Source organism: Rhodonellum psychrophilum GCM71 = DSM 17998 (assembly GCF_000381545.1).
GTDB classification, from domain to species: domain Bacteria; phylum Bacteroidota; class Bacteroidia; order Cytophagales; family Cyclobacteriaceae; genus Rhodonellum; species Rhodonellum psychrophilum.
Genome location: NZ_KB906684.1, coordinates 127,411 through 150,912, shown reverse-complemented (window position 1 = coordinate 150,912; position 23,502 = coordinate 127,411). Strand labels below are relative to the sequence as shown.

At 36.5% G+C, this 23,502-nt stretch carries 16 protein-coding genes; 8 read left to right on the top strand and 8 right to left on the bottom strand.

The features are described 5' to 3' along the window. Both F824_RS0117190 and F824_RS0117185 read right to left on the bottom strand, forming a co-directional pair. On the bottom strand, positions 1 to 342 hold a 342-nt coding region (locus tag F824_RS0117190), incomplete at its 3' end, for a redoxin domain-containing protein (RefSeq protein ID WP_019599165.1). A gap of 777 nt (positions 343 to 1,119) precedes the next feature. Then, positions 1,120 to 1,380, bottom strand: coding sequence for a hypothetical protein (locus F824_RS0117185; RefSeq protein WP_019599164.1), 261 nt, complete (start codon positions 1,378 to 1,380; stop codon positions 1,120 to 1,122). Positions 1,381 to 1,879: 499 nt separating this feature from the next. Here F824_RS0117185 and F824_RS26685 point away from each other — a divergent pair, with 499 nt between their 5' ends. Both F824_RS26685 and F824_RS0117170 read left to right on the top strand, forming a co-directional pair. Continuing rightward, on the top strand, positions 1,880 to 2,134 hold the full coding sequence (locus F824_RS26685; protein ID WP_248691073.1) for a hypothetical protein: 255 nt from the start codon (positions 1,880 to 1,882) through the stop codon (positions 2,132 to 2,134). A 301-nt stretch (positions 2,135 to 2,435) separates the two neighbouring features. Further along, a complete protein-coding gene (locus F824_RS0117170; RefSeq protein WP_019599162.1) occupies positions 2,436 to 3,113 on the top strand; it encodes an SOS response-associated peptidase in 678 nt (225 codons plus the stop codon). A 73-nt stretch (positions 3,114 to 3,186) separates the two neighbouring features. On the opposite strand, the gene F824_RS0117160 is transcribed toward F824_RS0117170, so the two are convergent. Then, positions 3,187 to 4,020: a Bax inhibitor 1 family protein gene (locus F824_RS0117160; protein WP_019599160.1), complete on the bottom strand. Its 834-nt coding sequence runs from the start codon at positions 4,018 to 4,020 to the stop codon at positions 3,187 to 3,189. 422 nt (positions 4,021 to 4,442) lie between these two features. Here F824_RS0117160 and F824_RS0117155 point away from each other — a divergent pair, with 422 nt between their 5' ends. Further along, a complete protein-coding gene (locus F824_RS0117155) occupies positions 4,443 to 5,591 on the top strand; it encodes a Fic family protein (protein ID WP_236613238.1) in 1,149 nt (382 codons plus the stop codon). Positions 5,592 to 5,768: 177 nt separating this feature from the next. Here F824_RS0117155 and F824_RS27995 read toward each other — a convergent pair whose 3' ends face one another. Both F824_RS27995 and F824_RS27990 read right to left on the bottom strand, forming a co-directional pair. Continuing rightward, positions 5,769 to 6,002, bottom strand: a complete 234-nt coding sequence (locus tag F824_RS27995; protein ID WP_262500774.1) for a tyrosine-type recombinase/integrase — start codon at positions 6,000 to 6,002, stop codon at positions 5,769 to 5,771. Positions 6,003 to 6,044: 42 nt separating this feature from the next. After that, positions 6,045 to 6,428 (bottom strand): site-specific integrase, encoded by a 384-nt coding sequence (locus tag F824_RS27990; RefSeq protein WP_019599157.1) that lies wholly within the window; start codon positions 6,426 to 6,428, stop codon positions 6,045 to 6,047. Positions 6,429 to 7,339: 911 nt separating this feature from the next. Between F824_RS27990 and F824_RS0117140 the strand changes: the two genes are divergently transcribed. Continuing rightward, positions 7,340 to 8,041: a LytR/AlgR family response regulator transcription factor gene (locus F824_RS0117140; RefSeq protein WP_026333773.1), complete on the top strand. Its 702-nt coding sequence runs from the start codon at positions 7,340 to 7,342 to the stop codon at positions 8,039 to 8,041. 124 nt (positions 8,042 to 8,165) lie between these two features. Here the strand turns inward: F824_RS0117140 and F824_RS0117135 are convergent, their stop codons facing one another. The 3 genes from F824_RS0117135 to F824_RS0117105 form a co-directional block, all read right to left on the bottom strand. Next, complete coding sequence (locus tag F824_RS0117135; RefSeq protein ID WP_161629749.1) at positions 8,166 to 8,813, bottom strand: YdcF family protein; 648 nt, start codon at positions 8,811 to 8,813, stop codon at positions 8,166 to 8,168. Positions 8,814 to 8,966: 153 nt separating this feature from the next. Beyond that, a complete protein-coding gene (locus tag F824_RS0117125) occupies positions 8,967 to 10,679 on the bottom strand; it encodes a polysaccharide biosynthesis protein (RefSeq protein ID WP_236613239.1) in 1,713 nt (570 codons plus the stop codon). Between the two features lie 1,168 nt (positions 10,680 to 11,847). Continuing rightward, positions 11,848 to 12,192 (bottom strand): hypothetical protein, encoded by a 345-nt coding sequence (locus F824_RS0117105; protein WP_139189878.1) that lies wholly within the window; start codon positions 12,190 to 12,192, stop codon positions 11,848 to 11,850. Positions 12,193 to 13,298: 1,106 nt separating this feature from the next. Between F824_RS0117105 and F824_RS0117090 the strand changes: the two genes are divergently transcribed. From F824_RS0117090 to F824_RS0117055, 4 genes are all read left to right on the top strand, one after another. Continuing rightward, complete coding sequence (locus F824_RS0117090; RefSeq protein ID WP_236613237.1) at positions 13,299 to 14,018, top strand: polysaccharide biosynthesis/export family protein; 720 nt, start codon at positions 13,299 to 13,301, stop codon at positions 14,016 to 14,018. A gap of 13 nt (positions 14,019 to 14,031) precedes the next feature. Then, the gene (locus F824_RS0117085) at positions 14,032 to 16,449 is read left to right on the top strand and encodes a GumC family protein (RefSeq protein ID WP_019599145.1); all 2,418 of its coding nucleotides are present in this window, start codon (positions 14,032 to 14,034) and stop codon (positions 16,447 to 16,449) included. A gap of 1,209 nt (positions 16,450 to 17,658) precedes the next feature. Then, positions 17,659 to 21,000, top strand: coding sequence for a PAS domain S-box protein (locus tag F824_RS26925; protein ID WP_019599143.1), 3,342 nt, complete (start codon positions 17,659 to 17,661; stop codon positions 20,998 to 21,000). 734 nt (positions 21,001 to 21,734) lie between these two features. After that, a complete protein-coding gene (locus F824_RS0117055; RefSeq protein ID WP_019599141.1) occupies positions 21,735 to 23,000 on the top strand; it encodes a PAS domain-containing sensor histidine kinase in 1,266 nt (421 codons plus the stop codon). Positions 23,001 to 23,502: the final 502 nt, after the last annotated feature.

Here is a 23,502-nt window from a genome sequence, read left to right as displayed (position 1 = left end):
AAGTTTGGATACCTTCATGTCAATATCAGCAATGATTGGAAACTCAAATAAGACGCCTGTATTTTTCTTTACATTGTTTACCCAAGCGATGTGGGAATGAATGGAGTCAATGCTCAGGCCGACCAGCTTGGTGTTTTTCTCGTCAAAGAAATCTTGATTCAGGGCAAAACCCGTCATCTCTGTAGTGCATACCGGAGTGAAATCTGCGGGGTGAGAAAATAGGATCGTCCAACTGTCCTTGATATGTTCTGAAAATTGCATTGGACCTGTCGTAGTCATTGCTTTAAAGTCAGGAGCTGTGTCACCGATTCTAGCCAATATTATTGTGTTTTGATCTTCCATGATTGTTTTTTTTTAAACTTGATACTTCAAATTTAGGTTGCCTGAAGAGAATGGTATGTGACCCAGGTCTCAATGGAATGATTTTTTTGATAGTTAAAATCTATAACCGATAGAGCCGTCTGTTCTCTTAAGCCATCTTTGATTTATGGGATTCATAATCGTGAAAAGGAGACTTTCTCCCGGATATTAGTAAAAGTTGCACCATCAGCAACCAAAAAAGGTTACAGTTCAACGGAATTTTCCAAAAAATTTAATGTGAGCTAAAATGTGTTTTCATAATTAAAAAGCAGAAACATCATCGCTCCTCCCCTGTACCTCCGGTAGGTTTATTCCATTCGCTCCACCGAAAGGATTCGGGACAACTCTCTTCATTCACCAACCTCCGGCACCGCACTGCTAGAGTAGCCCGCTATTCCATTCCACTCTGCTGCATTTCATAGTGGGCTACACTTGCTTTAGCCTGCCCACCTGAAAAGCATGGATAGCAGAGTTCTTCATTCGCTCTACTTTGTAGTACAAAACATAACTATACGGGTAAAAAATGAATTTTCACCAATTACCCCGACTTAGATCCAAGGAAACAACGGTTTGGGAATAGCAAAATCTTATGCGTATGAATTGATTAATCTGTTTTATAAACTTTCCACATTGAGGGAAAATACAAGAATATGCCTCTCCTTTACAAGCTCATTTTCATTGAATGATGGATTCATAAAAATGGCGAAGTACTATTTTTAAGATTTCACAGACGAAAACCTTAATCCAAAGAAGCAGGAATTATTCCAGCCTGTTTTTGATGATGATCCCCTGCTCTTCCAATCTCTTCAAACAATCCTTTAACTCAAGCTTTTCCCATTTTCCTGAATGTTGGATGGCAATTTCAACCAATCCCTCTAGTTCAATTCCTTTGGCAAGACGTTCATGAGGGACTTTGGGAAGCAGGAAGAGGCTTTTCAATTTTATTTTGTTTCTGATTTTCAGTTCCTGCAGTTCCTTTAGCAGCACATCTTGATTTGTCGATTTAATCGGCATTTTCATATTTATAATTTAGATTAATAGTTTGAATGACATCGGGTATACAAAAAACCCATAAGTCCCGACGATGGTTTTTCTTCTGCCCCTACTCTTTCAATAGACATTTTCCCCAACCGTACTTTTTTCAAGTCGCCAAGGGTCTTCTCGTAAAGTCTGCCTAGCGGCCACCTCAATGCCAATTCATTCCCTTCAATCCCGAACTGTCCAAATTTCTTCTTTTTCCAATTCTTGGGCTAATCCAATGAGAAGGCCATAAATGCAACCTAATCCGATGAATTTATTTCAGAGTCGTACCTGTGCCATTCCCGGTTATAATTATGATCTATGCAAAGATGGGGGGTTCAGTCCACAAGCCAAGGATACGCTTTGCCCTGACAAAAAAATAGGGTTTTCCTAAAGGAAGCCTTCCACAATTTTTCTTTCATGCCCTTGTCTCAAGTGGACCATTTCACCCCCAAGTGCTCCGGCATAATCAAATTTTAAACCTCTAAACAATACAGTCATGTCACAATTTGAAAAAACCTACATCGGAAAAGGAAGCAAAGTAAACGGCCTTGACATCATCAGGGTATCCATCGCAAGAGAAACCCTGGAAGGGATCCTGAAAAGCCAAATGGTGGATTTTGAAGGAAATGAATACTTCGTTCGAAGTGGCCGCCCTCAAAGAAGCAGACACCTACGGAAAGACCCACACGGCCTACATCAGCAAAAAAGTCCCTGCCCCAAAAAAGAAAATGGCCAGGAAATAAGACGCTGAAAAAAAGAAAAGGCCCTTCGGGGCTTTTTTGTTGGTTTTTTTTTAAAAATGTGTATTCCTATATCTGTATATTTATATATGTGTATATCCATGTATTCCTTTATATAGATACCTTGCCTGGAATGCTTTGCTCCCATACAAAACCAACTTGATCTATGCTCGGGCAACAGGGACTGCAAGGAAATGGAATTGAATTTGACAGAGGTTATTAGAATCGATTTTGTGAGTAAATGGCTGGTATTTCAGGGATTTCATTTGCCGGAAAGGAATGAGGATTTTCATATACCACAATTAGACTACCATGTGCTACCACGTATCCGAACAACTTAAACTGGAACTCATCCAGGAAAGATTCAGCCGGCAGGCGATCAATCGGGAGCTTTTTGAGCAGGCATTTTACCTCAGCGGATTTGCCCAACCCTATCTTCCGGCCATCAGCACCCATGACCCCAAAGTGATCGACATGTATCGATGGAAGCTTATTCCCCATTGGGTGAAGGAGGAGTCGGATTGGAAGGCCAATACCCTAAATGCAAAGGGGGAAGAACTTTTTGAAAAGGGATCCTACAAAAACTATTGGAAAAACAGGTGCTTGCTGATCTGCACTGGCTTTTTTGAACCACATCATCCCGAGGGTCAGAAGAAATCCCAATCCTTTTACATCAAGCCCAAAACCTCAGAATTCATCACACTTGGTGGGATTTATTCGGTTTGGAACAATATACCGACATTTTCCATCATTACCGTCCCAGCCTCACCACTGCTCGCTGAAATCCATAATGAAAGAAAACGAATGCCATTGATTCTTGATGGTGATGCTGCGGATGCATGGCTTTTGCAGGACCTCGCCAAAGAAGAAATGGCTGACTTGATGGTCCCCTACCCCCACGATGAACTGCTGGAAGGCTACCGTGTCATGGACGGGGTCACCAATACTAGGTTGAATACTAATGTTGAGGAGGTTTTAAAACCTGTATGATTTCCCCTTTCTTTTGCGATAAAAATTTTCCCAATCCCGAAATGGAAATTCCTTTTTGGGAAATCCCAAAAATCTATCGAAACATCATTTGATCAATTTCAGAAGCTTTCATTCCCAGTTTGGCATTGAAAAAAACCTCCTTTACGTTTTTGAGCTGGTCTATCCTTTTGGCAGAAAGTTTATCTCCAATCCGTATTTCTTTTACGCCCTTGGTAATGTCCTTTTTGATATTGTCAGAGGAGGCTGTAAGGATCTCACCCAATACCCTATAGATGCCTTCTTTGGTCAAAGCGTTTTTGGGATCATGGCACAGTTTGTTGATCAGCTCATTGAAGGTGCCGGGTTCACCCAAAAGAATATCGATTGCCAGTAATTTCTCTGTTTTATCAAGCCTGTTCTGAAAGGATTCAATAGGTACATAGTCACGTTTTGCCCTCATGTTTTCATAAAAACTTTCGGCACCTTCCTGATCCCAATATCCGAGATTTTCAAATTCCCTGAAATTGTTGATTTTATGGGTTGGGTCTACATAAGTCAGAAAAATTTTGGTTTCACGGATGTTTTTAAGGGTATTCCCTATCAGCATATAAATGATTGTGCCCATCAATCCAGAAAAAAGAAACGCCAAGGGCAAAATCATCCAAACTTCTAGTTTTAAAAAAGACAGCGCAAACAACAGACTGAACAAGGCAATCATGATCGGATAAACAAGGGAAAGGTAAATGAACCATTTTCTCCTGATGACGAACCTTGAAAAATCCTCAAAATGGAGTTTATTTTTGGAATAGATGAACCAGCCATATCGGTAGGCAAGAACCCTGTCCTCTTCCGATTTGCCATCAAACAATAACAGGTATTCCCACAATTGGTAAAGCCATAAAGGTCTTTTTGGATTGAATTTTTTCATGATGACATTATTTAAAGCCCGAATCACTTTTGCACCGAATTTTCACAGGATTATCACATTCCGTTTTAAATTCTTTCCCTCGACACCTTTACATATCTCTGGAAACCTTAAGAAAAAATGAAAAAAAAATTTAATAAATAACTTTATTAACCTACTTGTAACGTCAATTAAATATTCAGTTAAATTTAAAAAATTAATTTTAAAATGACAATAATGAGCCAAATTTAATTATACCCTATACCTTATATACATATATCTATATATACGATTAAAAATATTTATTGATACTATCTAAAATATAAATCCATATATATGTAAGAAAAAAACAGCCTCTTAAATATTCATTGTCCTTAAATTCTTTTGCCCTACCTAAAGGAGCGATGCACTCCTGAGCCAATTAAATGTTTTAATCGGCTCAAAAAATGTCTATATTTGAGCCATTTAGCAAAAACAATCGGCTCATGACCTACAACTGGCAACGCAAAGACTGGCCAAATTTCAAATATGATTTGGAAACACTCCAACCCTTATTCATGGAGTTTGCACTGGATTGGGCTGAATTGAAAGGTATGGAAAAGGGACTCTCCAAGGATTTGGAGGAGGAAACCTTGTTGAATATCATGGTGTCAGAAGCTATAAAATCCTCAGCCATTGAAGGTGAGTTTTACAGCAGAGAAGATGTGATGTCCTCCATAAAGAACAAACTTGGACTCAGTAAAACGTCCTTAATGGTAAAAGATCGATATGCGGCCGGTATATCTGAATTAATGGTGATTGTTAGAAAAAGCTTTCAAGATCCCCTGAGTTTGGATATGCTCAAAACCTGGCATACAACCTTGTTTGCCTATTCGAAGAACTTGCTCGTTGGAGATTGGAGAAGTGGAAAAGAACCCATGCAGATAGTTTCCGGACCGTTGGGAAGAGAGCAGGTGCACTTTGAAGCGCCTCCCTCAGATCGGGTTCCCAAAGAGATGGAAAGGTTTGTTGAATGGTATAACCAAGGTAACTTACTGACAAACGATAGCCAAGCCTCAGCCCTATTGAAATCCGCCATTGCGCATTTGTATTTTGAATCCATTCACCCATTCGAAGATGGAAATGGAAGGATTGGAAGGGCCATTGCTGAGAAAGCATTGTCCCAAGGTTTAAACAAGCCTATTTTATTAAGCATTTCAAAATTTATCGAGACTGATAAAAACTCCTATTATCAAGCTTTAAAAGATGCTCAAGGTACCTTGGAAATTACCAACTGGATCAAATACTTCGTGAAGGTCATCATAGCAGCTCAACTTGATTCCAAAGTATTGGTGTGGTTTCTATTGAAGAAAGCCAAATTCTTTGATCAATATAGAGAATTACTTGAAGCCCGTCACACCAAAGTTTTGGGTAAAATGTTTGATGCTGGCCCTGAAGGTTTCAAAGGCGGTATGAGTGCCAAGAAATATATGTCAATCACTAAACTATCCAAATCCACCGCCACAAGGGATTTACAATACCTTCATCAGCATGGTATCCTTATCCAAAAAGGTGCGGGAAGATCTGTGTGGTATGAATTGAATTTGGAGGGTTAATCCAAAAATGAAGCTTGTTTTTTGAAATCTAAGAACGAACCATTTCGAAAACCAAAATCCTTACCTCATCCAACTTTCCCTCAATTAACAATGGCCGTTCCCATGATGATCACTGATAGGAGGATGATTTTCGAAAATAAATTCACGTTCAACCATTTTTTAAATCCAGCTTGACTTTTACATAGGTTTACCCCAAGCTTTTTGCATTTCGTTTCTTTTTCTTTCCTCGGTTACCGTCACGTATCTCTGGAAACTTTTATAATCGGTATGCCCGGTAATTTTCATGACGGTTTCAGCAGGAATGCCTTTTTCCAAGGACAATGTGGCAAAAGTTTTTCTTCCTGTATGGGCACTGATGATTTCGTGCTTGGGATATATATTGGAGTTTTTTACCGCTCCTTTGTACCGGATTATTTCAACAGGCTCGTTGATTTCCGCTCTTTTGCACAGCTCCTATAAATATAAATTAAACTTTTGGTTGGAAATTATGGGGAGCGGAAAAGCCATTTCTTTGTATTTTTCCAAAATATCGACTGCAAATACATTTAGGGGGACTATTAAAACCTGCTTTGTTTTTTTAACAGTCAATTTGATTTCATCCTTTTTTATGTGTTCTCTCCTGAGCTGGACAAGGTCCGAATACCGGTAACCCGTGACACAGCTAAAAATGAAGACATCCCTGACCTGATCAAGCCTTTTTTCAGTGGCAAGGTCAATATTTACCAGTAAATCAAATTCATTTTGGGTCAAGGCAATCACTTCCAGTTTGTCTTTTTTGATGGCAAAGTCCTTATATCCATCATTTACCTTGATCCCTTGCCTTTTGGCATAACCCAAAAAGGTTTTTAAAGTACTGAGCTGTTTGTATAGGCCCCTTAAATAATCGGACGTAATTATAGGTAAAATCTGTAAATTTAACGTCGATGAAAAAGAGAGCTTTACTACTCAAATTTTTTTACTAAAACATATAGGGTAATGTGAATCTATGAGATGTTTCCTGTTCAAATTTGAACCCACTCGATGAGGGTAAAAATTTGCAAATTGAAGAAGTAATTGGGCTCAAACCAACAGATTAGGCTAACACTCCAAATTATGCGACATCGGTTCAAAGGTCACCTTCGGTCGTTTCCTGCTGAATCAAGGATAAGTGACTGCGAACCCGTTAAACAATAGCAAGAATTAAATTGTCCAATAAATAAGAGCCTAGAACACTAGACCATTGGTATCATTGCTGATATGCATATCTCAATATTTATTTTTATCTAGACATGTATAGACAAATTACCGAGCTAAAAAACATAAACAACTATTAATTCAATTATTTCATTAAATTTTTAATTTTACCTCTTAGATACCTATTTTTTAATAACATTTCATTATAAATCTCAATTTATAATGAAAGAAAAATCAAGACTAAACTATATATATAAAGAATAAGATTGTTGAGCAACAATTGGGGATTTCCAAAAAAAATCATAAAAGAAATCTATTTACTGCTAGACAAGTTTTTTTTTACTAACTTTATGAAATAAATTCAATCAGAAGTAAAATTAAAACATTAGATCGACCATGTTTTTAGGGGAATTAATTTTGGGTTAAAAAATAAAATTAAAAATACTCTAAAACCTAGTAATAGAGGGATAAGCAAATCAAATTATACTTCCGACAATGGACATTTTACTCGAATCCTTCAATGATTCGTGTTCATTAATAAAGCTATAAAAAATAAAGATAAAAAGTTACGTAAAATGAAAAAGATTTTTATTGTAGAAGACGAATTGGATTTGGCTGAAAATATTAGGGATATTCTTAAATTTTCAGGTCACGAGATCGTAGGAAATGAAGAGGAAGGTGAAAAAGCATATAAACTTATAATGGAATCCAAACCTGACTTAATATTAATGGATGTAATGTTAAAGGGAGAGATTGATGGAATACAATTGGCCAAAAGCGTAAGTGAGAAATTAGAGGTACCAATCATTTTTATAACCGCACATTCGGATCAAAAATATTTGGAAAGAATTTCAGGTCTCAAATACGATTCTTTCCTTCTAAAACCCTTTACCAAAGAAGTATTGATAACGACCGTAAATCTTACTTTTCTTAAATATCTCAATAAGAAAGTAACAAAAAACATCTTAAATATAAGGGATAAAGGCTTCCTTGTACCAATTGATGAGGATAACATAATCATGTTGAAAGCAGATGGACTTTACACGAGAATTTACACTATAGAAAGACAATATGTAATAAGAGATATTTTAAAAGACGTGATAGGAAAACTATCAGAAAAAAAGTTTATCCGTATTCATAAATCCTACTTAATAAACTTGGATCACGTCACTGGTTTTAATGCAAAAGAAGTAACTATTGCAAGCTTTACAGCACCTATAAGAAGAGGATTCTTCAAGGAGTTAGGGGTATTGTTGGTTGAACGTTTAAACAATTGACTTGCATTTTGGTCAATATGAATAAATCAATCAAGTCGATGAAGTCAATTTGTCGGTAATAATCTGATTTTACTACCACTTAAAAGTTAAATTAATTATTGAGAATTTGAAAACTACTTTTTATTTAATTTTTCTGCACATCTAACTTGGTGGACGAAAATGATTTAAATCCAATGGCAATCTTACATCTAAAAACATTATAGCCCACAATCTCTTTTAAATATTCACCAAAATGAAGAATCAAATTAAAATCAGGAGCCAAAAACCATCCTAAATGTGGATTAAAATTTTGATATACAAAATAAGATGGAGAGGGTATAATATTGTAACCGAGTTTTGAAAATATGAATAACGCTCTTTTAAGATGAAGGGCCTTTGTGACCAGAAATATTGGTTTTTTGTGAATAGCAAAATTCATTTTATAAAAAATCGCCTCTTTTTCAGTATTATAAGGCTCAGAAATAATTTTTATAAATTCCTTTTTTACCCCCATAGTAATCGCAACTTCAGCTTGAATTTCAGCTTGTGAAGGATGTCCTAGTTTCAGAGATTGACCACTCATTATTAACAAAGAATTGGGATGGATATTCGCCAACCGTACACCTTCAAGTACACGGCGCAAAGCAGTATTGCTTAATTGTTGTTCAAATAATATCTCAGTATTGGGCGTATGGCCACCACCCAGAACCAAAATATGACTTACTCCATCTGTCATTTTATCTTGAACCGCATGAAATTTAGATTCCAGATTTTTGATCAGATAGTAAGGCATAAAGTTGAAAAAAAAACAAATACAAATATAAAAGAAACAACAAAAAATACAGAAAAATCGGATATCAAAAAAAAAGAAATCAAGATCCAATAAATCCATATAGCTGGACTCAATAGAATATTGGTAGTAATGCTACGAAGGGTCATAATATTATTAGTTTGAATTGTCTAAAATTGCAAATCGGGAATAATTGCTTACAAATTCCGGGATTATTTGTTTTATTTTCCTTATGAGTTTGTCTTCACTTAAATCATTCAATAAACCAAGATGAAGCTCCTCAATAACGGTACTGACAATTAAAAAATCAGGAGGAAAAGATTGCACAATATGGATCTTTGGATGATGGGTAAGCTTGAATTTCTCACTTAAACCCACTAATTCTTCAAATAATTTTTCTCCCGACCGAAGACCTGTAACCTCAATATGAATGTCTTTATTGGGAGTTTTACCTGTTAAACTTATCATTTTTTCTGCCAAATCATAAATTTTAACAGAATCACCCATATCAAAGACATAAATTTCCCCACCGTTTCCCATGGAACCTGCTTCCATGACAAGCTTGCATGCCTCCGGAATAGTCATAAAATAGCGTTCAATATCTTTGTGCGTAACCGTAACTGGCCCACCTGATTCAATTTGCTTCATAAACAGGGGAATCACAGAACCATTGGAACCAAGCACGTTTCCAAAACGGGTGGTAATAAATTGAGTAGGAGAAGGTGTAAAAGGAGAATAAAACCTGGATTGGATATACAATTCGGCCATCCTCTTGCTGGCCCCCATTACATTGGTAGGGTTCACGGCTTTATCTGTACTAATAAGGATAAACTTCTCTATTCCATTGGCTACTGCGGCATCAGCAACATTCCTGGTTCCTATTATATTGGTTTCAATTGCCAACTTAGGAAAAGATTCCATCAAAGGAACATGTTTATAGGCAGCTGCATGAAAAACAAGATGCGGTTTGTATTTAGAAAATATTTGATTTATTGACTTGCTATTTCTGATATCCACCAAGACAGGATCAACAAAAAAGGACAGGTTCTTTCTTACCAATTCTTGGGTGATATCATAAAGTGCAGATTCGGCTATATCTAACATTACAAGCTTAGCAATTGGATAATTGGAGATCTGCCTACATAGCTCACTCCCAATAGACCCACCCGCTCCTGTTACCAACACCACTTTTCCTTCAAAACATTCAGAAAGATGATGTTGATCCAATTCAATAATATCCCTTCCCAGAAGCTCCTCCAATTTAATGTTACGTAAATCCCTCAACTCAAGTTTATTACTTTCATAAGTCTCCAAAGTAGGTAGAAAACGCACCTTCACATGAAACGTATAACACAGGTCAAACAATTCTTTTTTCCTTCGATTGGATATCTCCTTAGCGGCGACTATCAACTCTGAAATATTCTTTTCTATAAATATTTTCTGAAGAAGGTCATCCCCAGAAAGGATCGGAATCCCATAAAGTAGTTTATTGGTTTTCCCTTTGTCATCATCAAAAAAACCACAAACATGAAATTCGGAATTCAATTCTCGATTTAACATTTGATAAACAAGCATTCCTCCTTGTCCACCCCCAAAAATCACGATATTACTCGATTGGTTTTTAACCCGCTGAATCCTGAAAAAAAACTCTTTTATGACCAATCGATACAAAACAAGAAAAATGAAAGACCCTACATGTGACAAAAAAATGAAAGATTTTGGGAGATTAAAATCAAAATCCAAAATAAAATCCAATAAAAAAAGAAAAAGGAATGGGAGCAAAGGGACCGAGAAAATAAAACCAAAATTAATGAACTCATAGACGTCAGAAAACCTAACGATGCCTCTGTGGGTCCTTTTCCAAACCATAACTAAGCTTAAAAAGCCCAACATGATGGCAGACCATAAGATACCTTCATCATAACTCATATAAGAAGGTGCTACACTTTCCAAAAGAAAATAAATGAAACCCATACAACTAAGCATCAATAAAAAATCAATGAAAAACACCAAGTAGACAGGTAGGAAAGGAATCTTAACAATCCATTTTGAAAGCAATATTTTAATTTTTAAGTTGATCATAATCTTTTTTGGTATTGAAAAAAAAACCAATGCTAAACCGTCCAAGCTTATCTAACAATGAATTTTTCATAATAAAACTACCTTCTTATAAGTCTCCATTCGCAAAGGAATATTCCATAATAAATGCTTCAAGGGTTTTGGATTCAAATGAATTATCTCTTGTTCCCTTCCCAAGAAATAATGAAATCTTAATGTAAAACTCAGAATTATTCTCTGCTTAAAAAAAGGTTGAGAAAAATCCCGTTTCAATATTTATATATTGTTTATTCACCTCAATGCTCATTCCCTCAACAGATTCCAAATACTGTCCCCTTTGGAAATGTGTGGTGATTCTCTGCATTGGGAAACTTATGTGACATTAACCAACAGAAAAAGATTCTCTAATCGGTTAATATAAATGGAACCTGTAGGAAAATAATAAAACCCGGCATGCCAATACCGTACGCACGAAGTCCAATTCTTATTCGATTGAAAATATTCAGGCTGTTTTTCTATCCCATACCGATTGTTAAAAAATAAAACAGTGAACCCTTGCATAAAATACTTAAAATAGGGAGAGACTATTGACATTGATTTTTTCATGGTATAGGATTTTATTAAAATTAAGGTCCTGTTACAACCAACTTTAAACTGCTCCTCTTTGATGATGGCAATTGTTGACCGCTAGTTTACTTGCCTTCTATTGTTCTGTTATTATATATTATTAGTTTATAATTTTAGTTAGTTTATGAAAATTCGCTACAACATTAATCAAACCATTACTTTCATATCTACCTATCTCGACAGCTTCAAAATAAGACTTCCTCCATGCAGATACATGCTCTATTGGCTCAATGCTAAAGGTTCCTAAATCTACTTTACATCCTCTTTTTACCACCAGAGAGTAATCAAATTTAAAAGTTAGTTTTTTAGCGATAAATGCATATTGGGAATCCAACCTATTCTTATAAGAATTCTAAACTGTTCTTTCAATTAAATGATGCAAAAACATTGTTTCAAACAGCTGAATCACTGATTCATCCTCTTTCTTTATGCTATTCTTCGAATAATCAACCTCATCCAATTCTTTGGAAAGACCCACTGGAGTCAGAGCGATCTGCAAATCATTGTCCTTAACCTTTTTCTCAGGCATGTGTGAAAAATAAAGCCTTCCTCCTGGTTTCAATCCACCAGTTTCAGAAAATTTCAACTGAGAAAAATAATTTTGGAATTTAATGTTTTTGGGAAATTCTTCTGCTCTTTTCATTATAATTCCAGAAGGCGTAATTGTTCCATTGAGCTCTCCCGAACTCCATACCATTTTGATTGATTGAATGATTTCCTCATTGGAAATTTTAAAAACCAATTAAGTAAAGACCATTAACAAGTAGAAATTTTTCCAAATAATATTATTATCAAGTACTGCTTAATCTCCGTTCAAAACCAACTGCTTGGCTACCTTTGAGAAAATAATTTCTCTATAGATTTCTTTAAATTCAGCGGGACCTTTCAACGTTATTTGAGGAAAGGGATCCACCTCTTCCAATCCTAGAAACCCATTCAGTGGATTTTCAATATTAATATTGCCCAAGGCTGCAGATTCGGATGAACCAGCGCTATGAAAAACGCGAATGATAGCAGAATTTTATTTAAATTCATAGACAAGAGATTAAACTGCTTTGTTAAATCAAATTTGGAAATTAAAAACCAATAATGGACAGAGAAAAGTTTTATTGGGGAATGAAAGGAATTAAACTGTATACCAAGTGTTATTTTTTAAATTAAAGTATCCTTCAAATAGTCGATATGGAAGGCAAAGAGGATTATAATTATCGAAAACTGACCATGTTGTTTTTTCAGATAACCCCGCATACTCCTTGGAGGAAAGATCAAAATATCCTTTTAAATAAGATTTTCGGATAGGAATTAGCACCATAAAACCAAGCTGCAAAAAAAATATATTTAACCCGAAATGGGCCTTGGGTTTCCTAATAAAGTTATAACCTGCAAGAAAATTAGAGAATATGGTGGAGGATCGATATGGAGAAATAAAAAAAGTTCAAAACGCCTAATTATGAAGCATTATTACGCCAGGGTTGAAGTGTAAAGTGCATAAAATATTTTTAAGAAGATTCGTCGGGTCATTAAAATCAATTCGATCAAATTAGACCAATTACCACGAATCACAGTAGCCATATGCCTTCAAATTTTTTTGTATAAAGATTTAGCATATTTATTCTCTCGTTTTTATTCCAGACATTTAGTTTACATAAATAAGCATTTCAGAAGTTTTGATTAGGAAAGGCAGCCGAAATTTTAAATAATTTGCGAAATCATAAAAATCATATGAATTTTCGTGTCATTTATTCCATTTCATTATTGTTAATTTTTTTAAGTTTAAACGCATGCATCTCCAACAGTTCATTGGTGTATCTTCAAAATATAAAGAATGATAAAAGTTTGATCAATGACCAATTGATTAGTTACGAAATATCAGAATACAGACTACAATACAACGATATTATCAGTATTGACATCAAAACCACGGTGCCCTTTATCAACGAGGCGTTTAAGTTTCAAGATGGCAATTCCATGAGGGCCGGTGGTCAGGGAATGGCCGATGTGTATTATATGACGGGATATACGGTCGACAAGGAGGGAGAGATTGACCTTCCGCTCCTCGGGAAAATAAATGTTGATGGAGCAACTTTGGATGAAGCCAAAACAAAGCTCCAAAATGCACTACTTGAAGTAGTAAGCGAAGAGATTTTTGTTCGGGTGAAATTGGGCGGTATTCGATATTCCATATTTGGCGAAGTCAACCGACCAGGAAAGTTTACGCTGCTCCAGGACAGGCTTACCATATTTGAAGCGTTGTCCAATGCGGGTGATTTCACAAGTTTTGCGAAGAGAAACGAAGTGGTGATCCTACGTCAATACCCAAATGGCACCAAGATCCATCGGGTAGATTTGTTGGACAGGAGTATCATCAAAACCCCCTATTATTTCATACAGACAAACGATCAGATCTATGCTGAACCGCTCAAGCAAAGGGAGTTTGCCAGAACTGAAAATGCGAGTCAGAATATCCTTCTTTTTTCCAGCCTTGTGACAACATTTCTTTTATTGCTCAATTTTTTCAATTAATCCAAAAGTTCCCATGCAAGAGAATCCACCAAAGTTAAGCACCTCAGAAATAGATATATTAAATCCAAATAGGATCTTAGAAAAAACACTGTCGAATTGGTACATTTTCCTTGGAAGTGTTTTTATTTCCACAATTTTAGCCTTTTACATCACCAAGGAAACCACACCCATCTATGAATCAGAAGGATTACTGCTGATCAGTGAGGACAAAAACAATCTCAGCCTCGATATATTTTCCTCTACGGGTGGCCCTTCCGAAAACACCTCCCTTCAAAATGAGATCGTCAATCTACAAACATATTCATTAGCTTATGAAACAGTCAAGCAGCTGGATTTAAATGTGTCATATTTCAAAGAAAATTTTTTTAGATTAAAACCCATTTACAACAAGTACCCCATAAAAGTACAGGCCAATTGGGAAAAACCACAGTTGATCAATGCTCTTTTCAAAATCATCCCCGGAAAAGAAAACGAATTTATCGTTGAAATAGAAGTTTCGGCAAATACACAGATTTACACCAAACAATTCGGGGGAAAAGCGGACGTCTATTCTCCATTTAAGGGGGGGGATCTAGGTCCATTCCAAGGTGAATATGGCCAAATCATCAGCAACCCATACTTCGAATTCTCTATTTTCAACGGTCAAAATGAAAATTTTGAAAGTGTCTATTTCAAAATTCAAGGCGACGGAAGTCTGGCAAAAAAATATAAAAGCATGGTCAATATCGGACCGGAGAGCAAAGGCAATACTGCTTTACTCTTAAAAATAGCCCATCCTGACAAGGAAATCGGAGAACTCTACATCAACACCTTAATGACCACCTTTCTGGCGAGTGATCTCAAAATAAAGAGTCTTATCTCGCAGCAAAGCCTTGAATTTATACAAAACCAAATCACAACCGTAGCGGATAGCTTAAACCAATACGAGAATGAATTGCAGAGCTACCGGACAATAAACCGGATCACCAATCTCTCTGAAAAAGGATCCAATATCTTGAATGAAACTGTCAAGTTGGACGATGAATTAAACAAGCAGAACCTAAGATTGGAATATTACAAAAACCTGCAAAAATATCTGACAGATCCAGAGGGGGGAAATCTCATAGTCCCCTCTGTAATCGGGATTGAAGATCCTATCTTCAACAACACAGTCACCAATCTTCTGAACCTTCAAAATGAAAAATCAGGATTAAAAGGGGTTTTGGCGGGTGACTCCTTTTCCTACATCCGGGAACTAAACAACAAAATCGAGAACTTAAAAAATAATCTAAAAGAAAGCAATACCAATGCCATCCTGAATATCAGTAACCACATCGATCGGCTACAAGACATGATCAGTGTGGTAGAAAAGGATTTTAACCAACTCCCGGAAGTGGAAAGAAATCTCACTTCCATCCAAAGAAGATTTAAAATCAACGAATCCATTTATACCTTCCTTTTACAAAGAAAAGCAGAAACGGAAATCCAAAAAGCCTCAACCATTACCAAACATCGGGTTTTGGATGCAGCGATGCTCAATTCTTCCCCTATTTCTCCAAAACTTTCCAGAAACTTGGCAATTGGAGTTTCCTTGGGCGTTTCGATTCCCCTGCTTTTCTTGATTATTTGGTCCATTTTTTACCATAAAGTAGTAGACCCAAAAGAAGTTGAAAATTTACTGAACATTCCCGTTTTGGGATTTGTGCCTCGGGAAAAAGAGAAAAACAATATTTTGGTTCACAATCCAAAATCAATTATAACCGAATCATTCCGAACGATTCGATCCAATTTGGCCATCCGATTTGATTTCAAAAACAAAGGTACAATAATGGTTACTTCGACCCGACCAGGAGAAGGCAAGACTTATATCAGTATAAAAATTGCCAGCGCTTATGCCGCATTGGGTAAAAAGACAATCTTGGTTGGCATGGACTTGAGAAAACCTGCCATCAGTAAAGAACTTAACTTAATCCACAACAAGTTCGGTGTGACTACATTTCTAACACAGGAAGGCGAGGCTTGGGAAAACTTGATTCAAGCTACCGATCAGGAAGATCTCGAGGTCTTGAATGCAGGCCCCTACCTGGAAAGGAGTACGGAACTTATCAACACCAAGAAATTCGAACGACTGATGGCTTCTCTTAAAGAGCATTACGATTTTGTGATCATTGACACCTCTCCTATCGGCCTTGTTTCAGAAACATTGGACTTAACCAAATATACAGACATCAATCTTTTTGTTTTAAGGCAGAACTATTCCTTTATCAACCAAGTGCAGGTAGCCAATGATCTTAAGGAAAAAATGGGCTTCAATAACTTCTATGTCGTTGTGAACGACATGCATAAATTTGGACTCAATCGACATAACTACGTATACGGGTATGGCTACAGTTATAATTCTTACTCCGAGGACGAACCCAAAGGTGGCTTATTTCGCAAAATATTTCGATAAACTCAAAAGCACTTTCTACCGCGGTAAAGAGGAGAACCAAACAGAATGATTTTCGCATAGACTCAATCCCATTCGGTTTCCCAACGCCTATATTGTTTTGAAATGTGCAGTGCCAAGATTATTTGATCATGGAAAAATCGGAAGCAAATGGCAGAAGCTAATTTCAAATAGGGAATACTTAGTTTTATGCCACTTACCATTTTTGTTGAAAAAATTCACCCTTTGTCAACAAAATTAATTCCAGATAAATCATTATAATTGTGCTAGTTCTCTCCAAGTTTAAAAAGACAAAACTTCGTAGGAATCGATGATATTAGCAATAACCATCAAGGATTCTGATGAAGAACCTGTTTTTGACCAAAATCATCTCCCACTTCATGGATGTATTCTCGGATGATTCGTTTCATTTCAAGTGTTTTAAGATTCCCATATAAATTATCTTAAACACAAGAGACTACAGTTCTAAATATTACGGGCTTGAGCAGTCTATAATTTGCGATGGTAATGGTGGACGAAACTGTCTGGATAGAATTTAGGCATGTCGTTATTTCAGGGGAATGGGAAGTCGACAGCAGGACAAAAGTCTTTAAAATAGGACAATAAATTCTTGGGCTCTTGTGTTATAAATAAGCCATTGATAAATCTTCAACACTGCCTTAGGAAAAGCGAGCAATGACGCGAAATTCTAACAATAATTTTATAAAATCCCCAACAAAGGCCAATTAGTCAAAAGATTATTTGGTGAAATTATCCATACTTCCATTGATCCAAATAGGCATCATTGTTCGTACTTAGATCGAATATTTCTTTTGTTAATTGGCAAGAATACCCTATTTTATAATTTTATTTACAATTTAATATGCAGACAAAACCCATTGACAAATACCTGATAAATAAAAGACTTTCAAATCCGAACCATAACCTTTGTTCTGCAATACCAATTCCATTCCATCCTGAAATTGCGTCATAATCAGTCTTTGATTAAAGCATTTGACTTCACCATATCGGTGTACCTGACCTTATTCTCCTATTGATCTGATTGTGTTTCAGTTTCGACCTTTACTCAGAAACCTAATACTTATTTAGACTTAATATATCCAAAACATTTATTTACCAAAATCTTTAAGTCGCGTTAAAGTCTTATTCGGGAAATATTTAACACCGATAGGAGCATGGATGCTTCCCAATTTGATTTTCAATTCTTAGAAAATGCTTGACAAGACCCACTTAAGTGAAAAAATCCTTTCCGGAATTGGGGAATCTTATTCCCTATTGGAAGGATCTAAGAAGCTTAAAAAAGCCTTCGTCCAGATCTTGCCAAAATTAGGCGAGGCAACATCAGTTGATAGGATTTACGTTTTTCGAAACAATTTCAATACGAAGGGCGAATTTTGTCTGACCTATCTGGACGAGTGGTGTCGAGAAGGGATAAGTGCCCAGATGGACAATGAAAATTTATTTGAAGTTCCTTGGACTGTTTTTCCAGAATTGGAAGTCCAACTTCGAAACAATCAAGTTCTGAATAAATCAGTAAAAGAATCCACCGATGCTACGTTCGTAGAGATCATGACCCAACAAGAAATCGTTTCTTACCTTTTTATACCCATTTTGGTAAATAATGATTTTTGGGGCTTTATGGGTTTTGACAATTGTACCAGCGAGGAACTTTTTACACCAGAACAGGTAAGTGCTTTGCATGCATTTGCAGCTACACTGGGTAATTTTATTTTTGCGAAAAAAAGTTTTAAGAAGGCTGTAAAAAATCAAAGGAAATACAAGCAAATCATTTCCAACATTGAAGAAATTGTCTTCAAGTTGGATGCGGACTATAACATTACCTACCTCAACGGAACATGGTTGAAAATAACCGGCAGAAGTCTCCATGACTGTATAGGTATCCCTTTGACCCAATTTTTTACCGAATCCGAATCTGGCAAACTTAATCAAGAGGTCAAAAATCTTGATCTCAACGGAGAGCTGCGTGTTTCCTTCCTCACGAGAATAAAAAAAATAAGCGGAGAAGAACGCCACATCCGGGTCAATTTGAAAAAGATCACAAAAGGAGGAAGGGTTGAATTCTTTGGGACCATCAACGATATCCACCAAAGCCAGACCAATTTTGAACTGTTGAAAGAGAGTGAATCAAAGTTCAAGGCCTTGTTTGATACTGTGGAAGATGTTTTGTATTCCCTTGACTTCGCTACTTTGCAGGTATTGATTGTCTCAGACAAAATTGAACGCTTCGGTTTTAAACGGGAGGAATTTCTTACCATTCCCAAATTCTGGTGGCTCCAAATTGTTCCCGAAGACCGTATTGAAATCCAACGGGCTTTTGATGTCTTTTTAAAAAACAAGCCTCCATTCTTGGAATTGGAATATCGAATCACAAAGTCAAATGGCTCCATCGCCTGGATATTTGATAAGTCTGGGATTGAATACAATCAAGACAACGTCGCCATTCACATCCATGGCAGAATTTCCGATATCACGGACGAAAAGAACAAAGAAAAACAGCTTGAACAGACTGAAGATAGGTTTAGAACAATCACAGAAAATCTCCCTTTCCCCTTTGCCTTAAGTCAGGAAAAGGATTTAAAACTCCTCTACTGCAATTTTTCCTTCGACACAAATTTCCATTTCAATCGAGAAAGGGAAGGAATTCTTGAAAACCTTCGTTTGGACGAAATTGTCCGAGTAGAATCAAAAGCTGCTTTTGTCGCATTTCTTCAGTCAAACCCCAATTTCTCAAACTACGAGATCCTTCTCGAAACCAAGGAAGGCCAACAGTGGTATAGTCTAAGCAGTGAATTGATTCCCTACAAATCAGGTAAAGCCCAGGCTATCGTTTTTTATAATATCAACAAAAGAAAACTCAGCGAACTGGAAATGACTCGGATGAATGATGTGATTCAGGCCATAAATCAGACCCAAATGGATTTTTCAATGGACAATGAGATCCAGGACACGTTCCAAATGCTGCTGAAAAGCCTAATCGGATTTACCGACAGTTCGTTTGGCTTTTTGGGAGAGGTTTTGTACGATGAAAAAGGACAGCCTTTCTTAAAAACCAATGCCATCAGCAATATTGCCTGGAATGCCGAAATAGAGGCCTTTTATCAAGAAAATTTTAAGTCTGGCATGGTGTTCAGAAACCTCGATTCTCTTTTCGGTTGGGTAATGGTGAACAAAGAGCTGATCATTTCAAATGAAGTTTCAGAAGATCCGAGAAGGAGCCTCCAAGCAACGCCTCAGGGACATCCGGAATTAAAACGATTTCTGGGTATTCCAATATTTAAAGGGGACCGTTTTGTGGGAATGGCTGGGCTTGCCAATAAGGAGAAACCTTATTCCCAGGAAGATGTGGTCTTTCTGAAGCCTTTTCTTTCCAGCTATGCCAATTTAATTGCCTCTCTTAATTTGACACAGCAAAAAAGAAAGGCAGAATTGAGGCTCAAGGAATCAGAAAGTATGTATCGGCTTCTTTCCGAAAATATCGATGATATCGTTTCTCTACATGATTTGGATTTTAAAACTGTCTATGCGTCCCCTTCCCTTGAAAAGGTTACAGGTTTTGACCCGGAATACTTTATAGGCAGGGACTTTTTCAGCTTCTTTAATTTTAAGCCAAATGTGAATTCGGACTTCACCAAGTATCCCCGATTTATCATACCCCTCAAACATGGGATTACGGAAAAGGAAATAAAGCTGGAAATGCTTTGGAAACCCATTTATTCGGGACAAGGAGAACTAAGCTCCTATCTTGTTGCTTCCAGAGACGTAACAGAAAGGGAATTGGTATTGGAAGAACTCAAAAAAAGCTTGGAAATGGAGATTGAACTCAATAAGTTGAAATCCAAATTTATTTCCATGACTTCCCATGAACTCCGTACGCCACTGTCCACCATTCTCAGTTCAGCTGATTTGATGGAAATAATTTCCGAGGGAGTAAAAGAAAAGAAAATCCAGGAAGACTTGACAAAGCATATTAGAAAAATTCATGTTCAGCTGGGTCGTCTTACCCAAATCATTTCTGAGGTGATCCTTTTTGAAAAGAACAATGAAGGAAAAATTGTTTACAATCAAATGGATGTGGATATCAAGAGCCTGCTGATCCAGTTAATATTCAATCAGTTTGGAGTGACTAAAAATGAGCCAAAAATCCAACTTGATTTGGGAACTGAGCCCGTATTTCTAAAATCAGATCCCGCCCTTTTGTACCATGTATTCAGAAACCTAATTGAAAATGCCCTAAAATACACTCTAGAAGGATCTCCAAAACCGATTATAAAATTGACCCAGAAAAAAAAATCCAGTGTGGTCGAAATCGTGGATTTTGGAATCGGAATCCCCCAAGAAGAGGCCAGATTTATTTTTGACACCTTTTTCAGGGCTTCTAATGTAAAGAATATCAAGGGGACTGGATTGGGCCTAAGTATCGTAAATGATCTGGTCAATAAATTGGGGGGGGAAATGACCTTTTCCAGCATAGAACACAAAGGTTCTACTTTCACTATTTGCATTCCCAATGAAAGAAAGAATATTGCTGATTGAGGTTGAGCTATTAAACGAGCGAAACCCCTTAAAAATTCTAGCGTCGACTGGTCGCTCTACCCTCAGCAACACCAATGGAATATTGGCTCCTTTTTAAATTAAGGATCAAATAGTGGACTTGGTTCCTTAATTGATCCTTTAACCATAAAAGCATGGAATTCAATTTTCACAAATCCTACAACCTTTGGAGAGAAATCCACAGCGTCTCATTTTTTTTAGGATAAAATCATGGTAGAAAAAAATTGGAGAAAGGCTCTGGATGCCCTTTCGCCAATCTTTTTTAACCAGAATTCTAAGACAGCGGAAAAGTAAGGTTATGCATCTAACTTGAAGTAAGTTAGATGGAATTATGCATTGGATTTCCCAAAAGGACTTGAAAATGCAAGGAAATCAGACGATTTGGAGAAGAACGCAAATTACCGACCTGCTGAAATCAAAAAACACAAAAAACAGACTGATGATGAAGCAATTTCAGGCTGTTTTTGAAATCGCAATGCATAACCCCAGTTTAAGAAAAAAAAGAAGTGAGCACCTAATCCCAATAATTTAATTGATTGATAACGTTTACAAACTAAATATGGGGTATATTATACCGAATTGATAAACGAAATATTTATCAATATATTTTGCTTTTACGTTTAATATTGTGAGTAGAAAAATCCGATTTGATTTTCAACAGATGACACACCCTTTTCAACTCCAAACTTTATTTCTAAAAAACGGATCCTTTCTCAATGTCTAATAAAAACCACCTTCGCAAAAAAGCAGAGTCGATCTTAAAGGAAAGGTCTTCAAATGGCAATTCAAACCTAACCGAATTTGATCTCTTAAGCCTCATCCATGAATTAGAAATCCATCAGATCGAATTGGAAATTCAAAACAAAGAATTGAAACTTGCCGGTAATCGTTCCGAAGATTTATATCGGCTTTTCTCGGAAAATATGGAGGATCTCATTACACTTCACGATCTGAATTTGAAAACAATCTTTGCCTCCCCTTCCTTGGAAAAAATTACAGGCTTAAAGATGGATGAATTTGTAGTGACAAACTTTTTGGAATTCCTTCCATCCAATCCAAAAGAAAAACCGGGCTTTACGAAGCAACATCTATTTATCGTCCCCCTTAAGCATGGGATTACAGGAAAAGAAATCAAGCTGGAAATACTTTGGAAACCACTTGCTCATAAAAAAGGAGAACCTCAGGTTTTCTTATTGACTTCAAGAGACGTTACAGAAAGAGAGCTGGTATTGGAAGAACTCAATAGGAGACTGGAAAAGGAGATTGAACTCAATGATTTGAAAACCAAATTCATTTCCATGACTTCCCACGAACTTCGTACTCCACTGGCAACCATTCAAAGCTCAGCGGATTTGATGGAAATAATTTCCGATGGGATGATTGAAGAAAAAACATCGGGAAAACTATTGAAGCAGATCAGAAAAATCCATATCCAGCTAAGTCGGCTGACAACCACCCTTTCTGATGTAATGATTTTTGAGAAAAGCAATGAAGATAAAATTGGGAACCATCAGATCGATGTCGATATCAAAAGCCTAATTATCCAGCTAGCCTTCAACCATTTTGGAATGACAGGAAATGAGTCGAAAATACAGCTTGACCTGGGGATGGAGTCCGTGCTTCTAAAATCAGACCCTACACTTTTATTCCATGTATTCAGAAACCTGATTGAAAATGCTCTCAAATACACCCCGGAAGGGTCTCCAAAGCCGGTTTTAAAATTGATTCGGAAAGAGCAATCCATTGAGGTACGGATAATTGATTTTGGGATTGGGATACCCCAAAAAGAGGTCAGATTTATTTTTGACACCTTTTTCAGGGCTTCCAATGTAAGAAATATAAAAGGTTCTGGTTTGGGACTGAGTATCGTCAATGATTTGGTCAAAAAACTGGGAGGCAAAATAACCATTTCTAGTACAGAAAATAAAGGAAGTGCTTTTCTGATTTTGATTCCTTATGAAAGAAACAATATTATCTTTTAGGGATACCCGCTACTTTGCCAATAAACAAATGGGTCAGTTGCAAAAGAGGATAAACTAAGAATATTGGATTTCAACTGTATTCAGCACATTTCCCAGAAAATAAATACGATTTTCACAATAGTGGATAGGTATAAATCTTCCGAATTTAAAACAAAGCGTTTAGGCTGTCAAACCCATAATATAAATAGGCTACTTAGGGTATTTAAACCTCAAAAAAATCAGACCATTGGAAAAATGATTCCAGACACTGATATTGCGAAGTCAATAATAATCAACACCTATTGATGGCCAAATAAATCAAGTAGGGAACCACATTCGCAAAGCACAAAACGGGTTAAAAATAAAACTTTTCCACTTTAATCTTTCACACCAAGCCTTTAACTTATAAACACCTAAAACAAATGTTTATTAATGATTCGAGCCATTCATCTCTACAATGAAAATATTATACCTTAATATAGGATTTCAAAAAATATTTATCTATCGTTGTAATGTTTTTTTA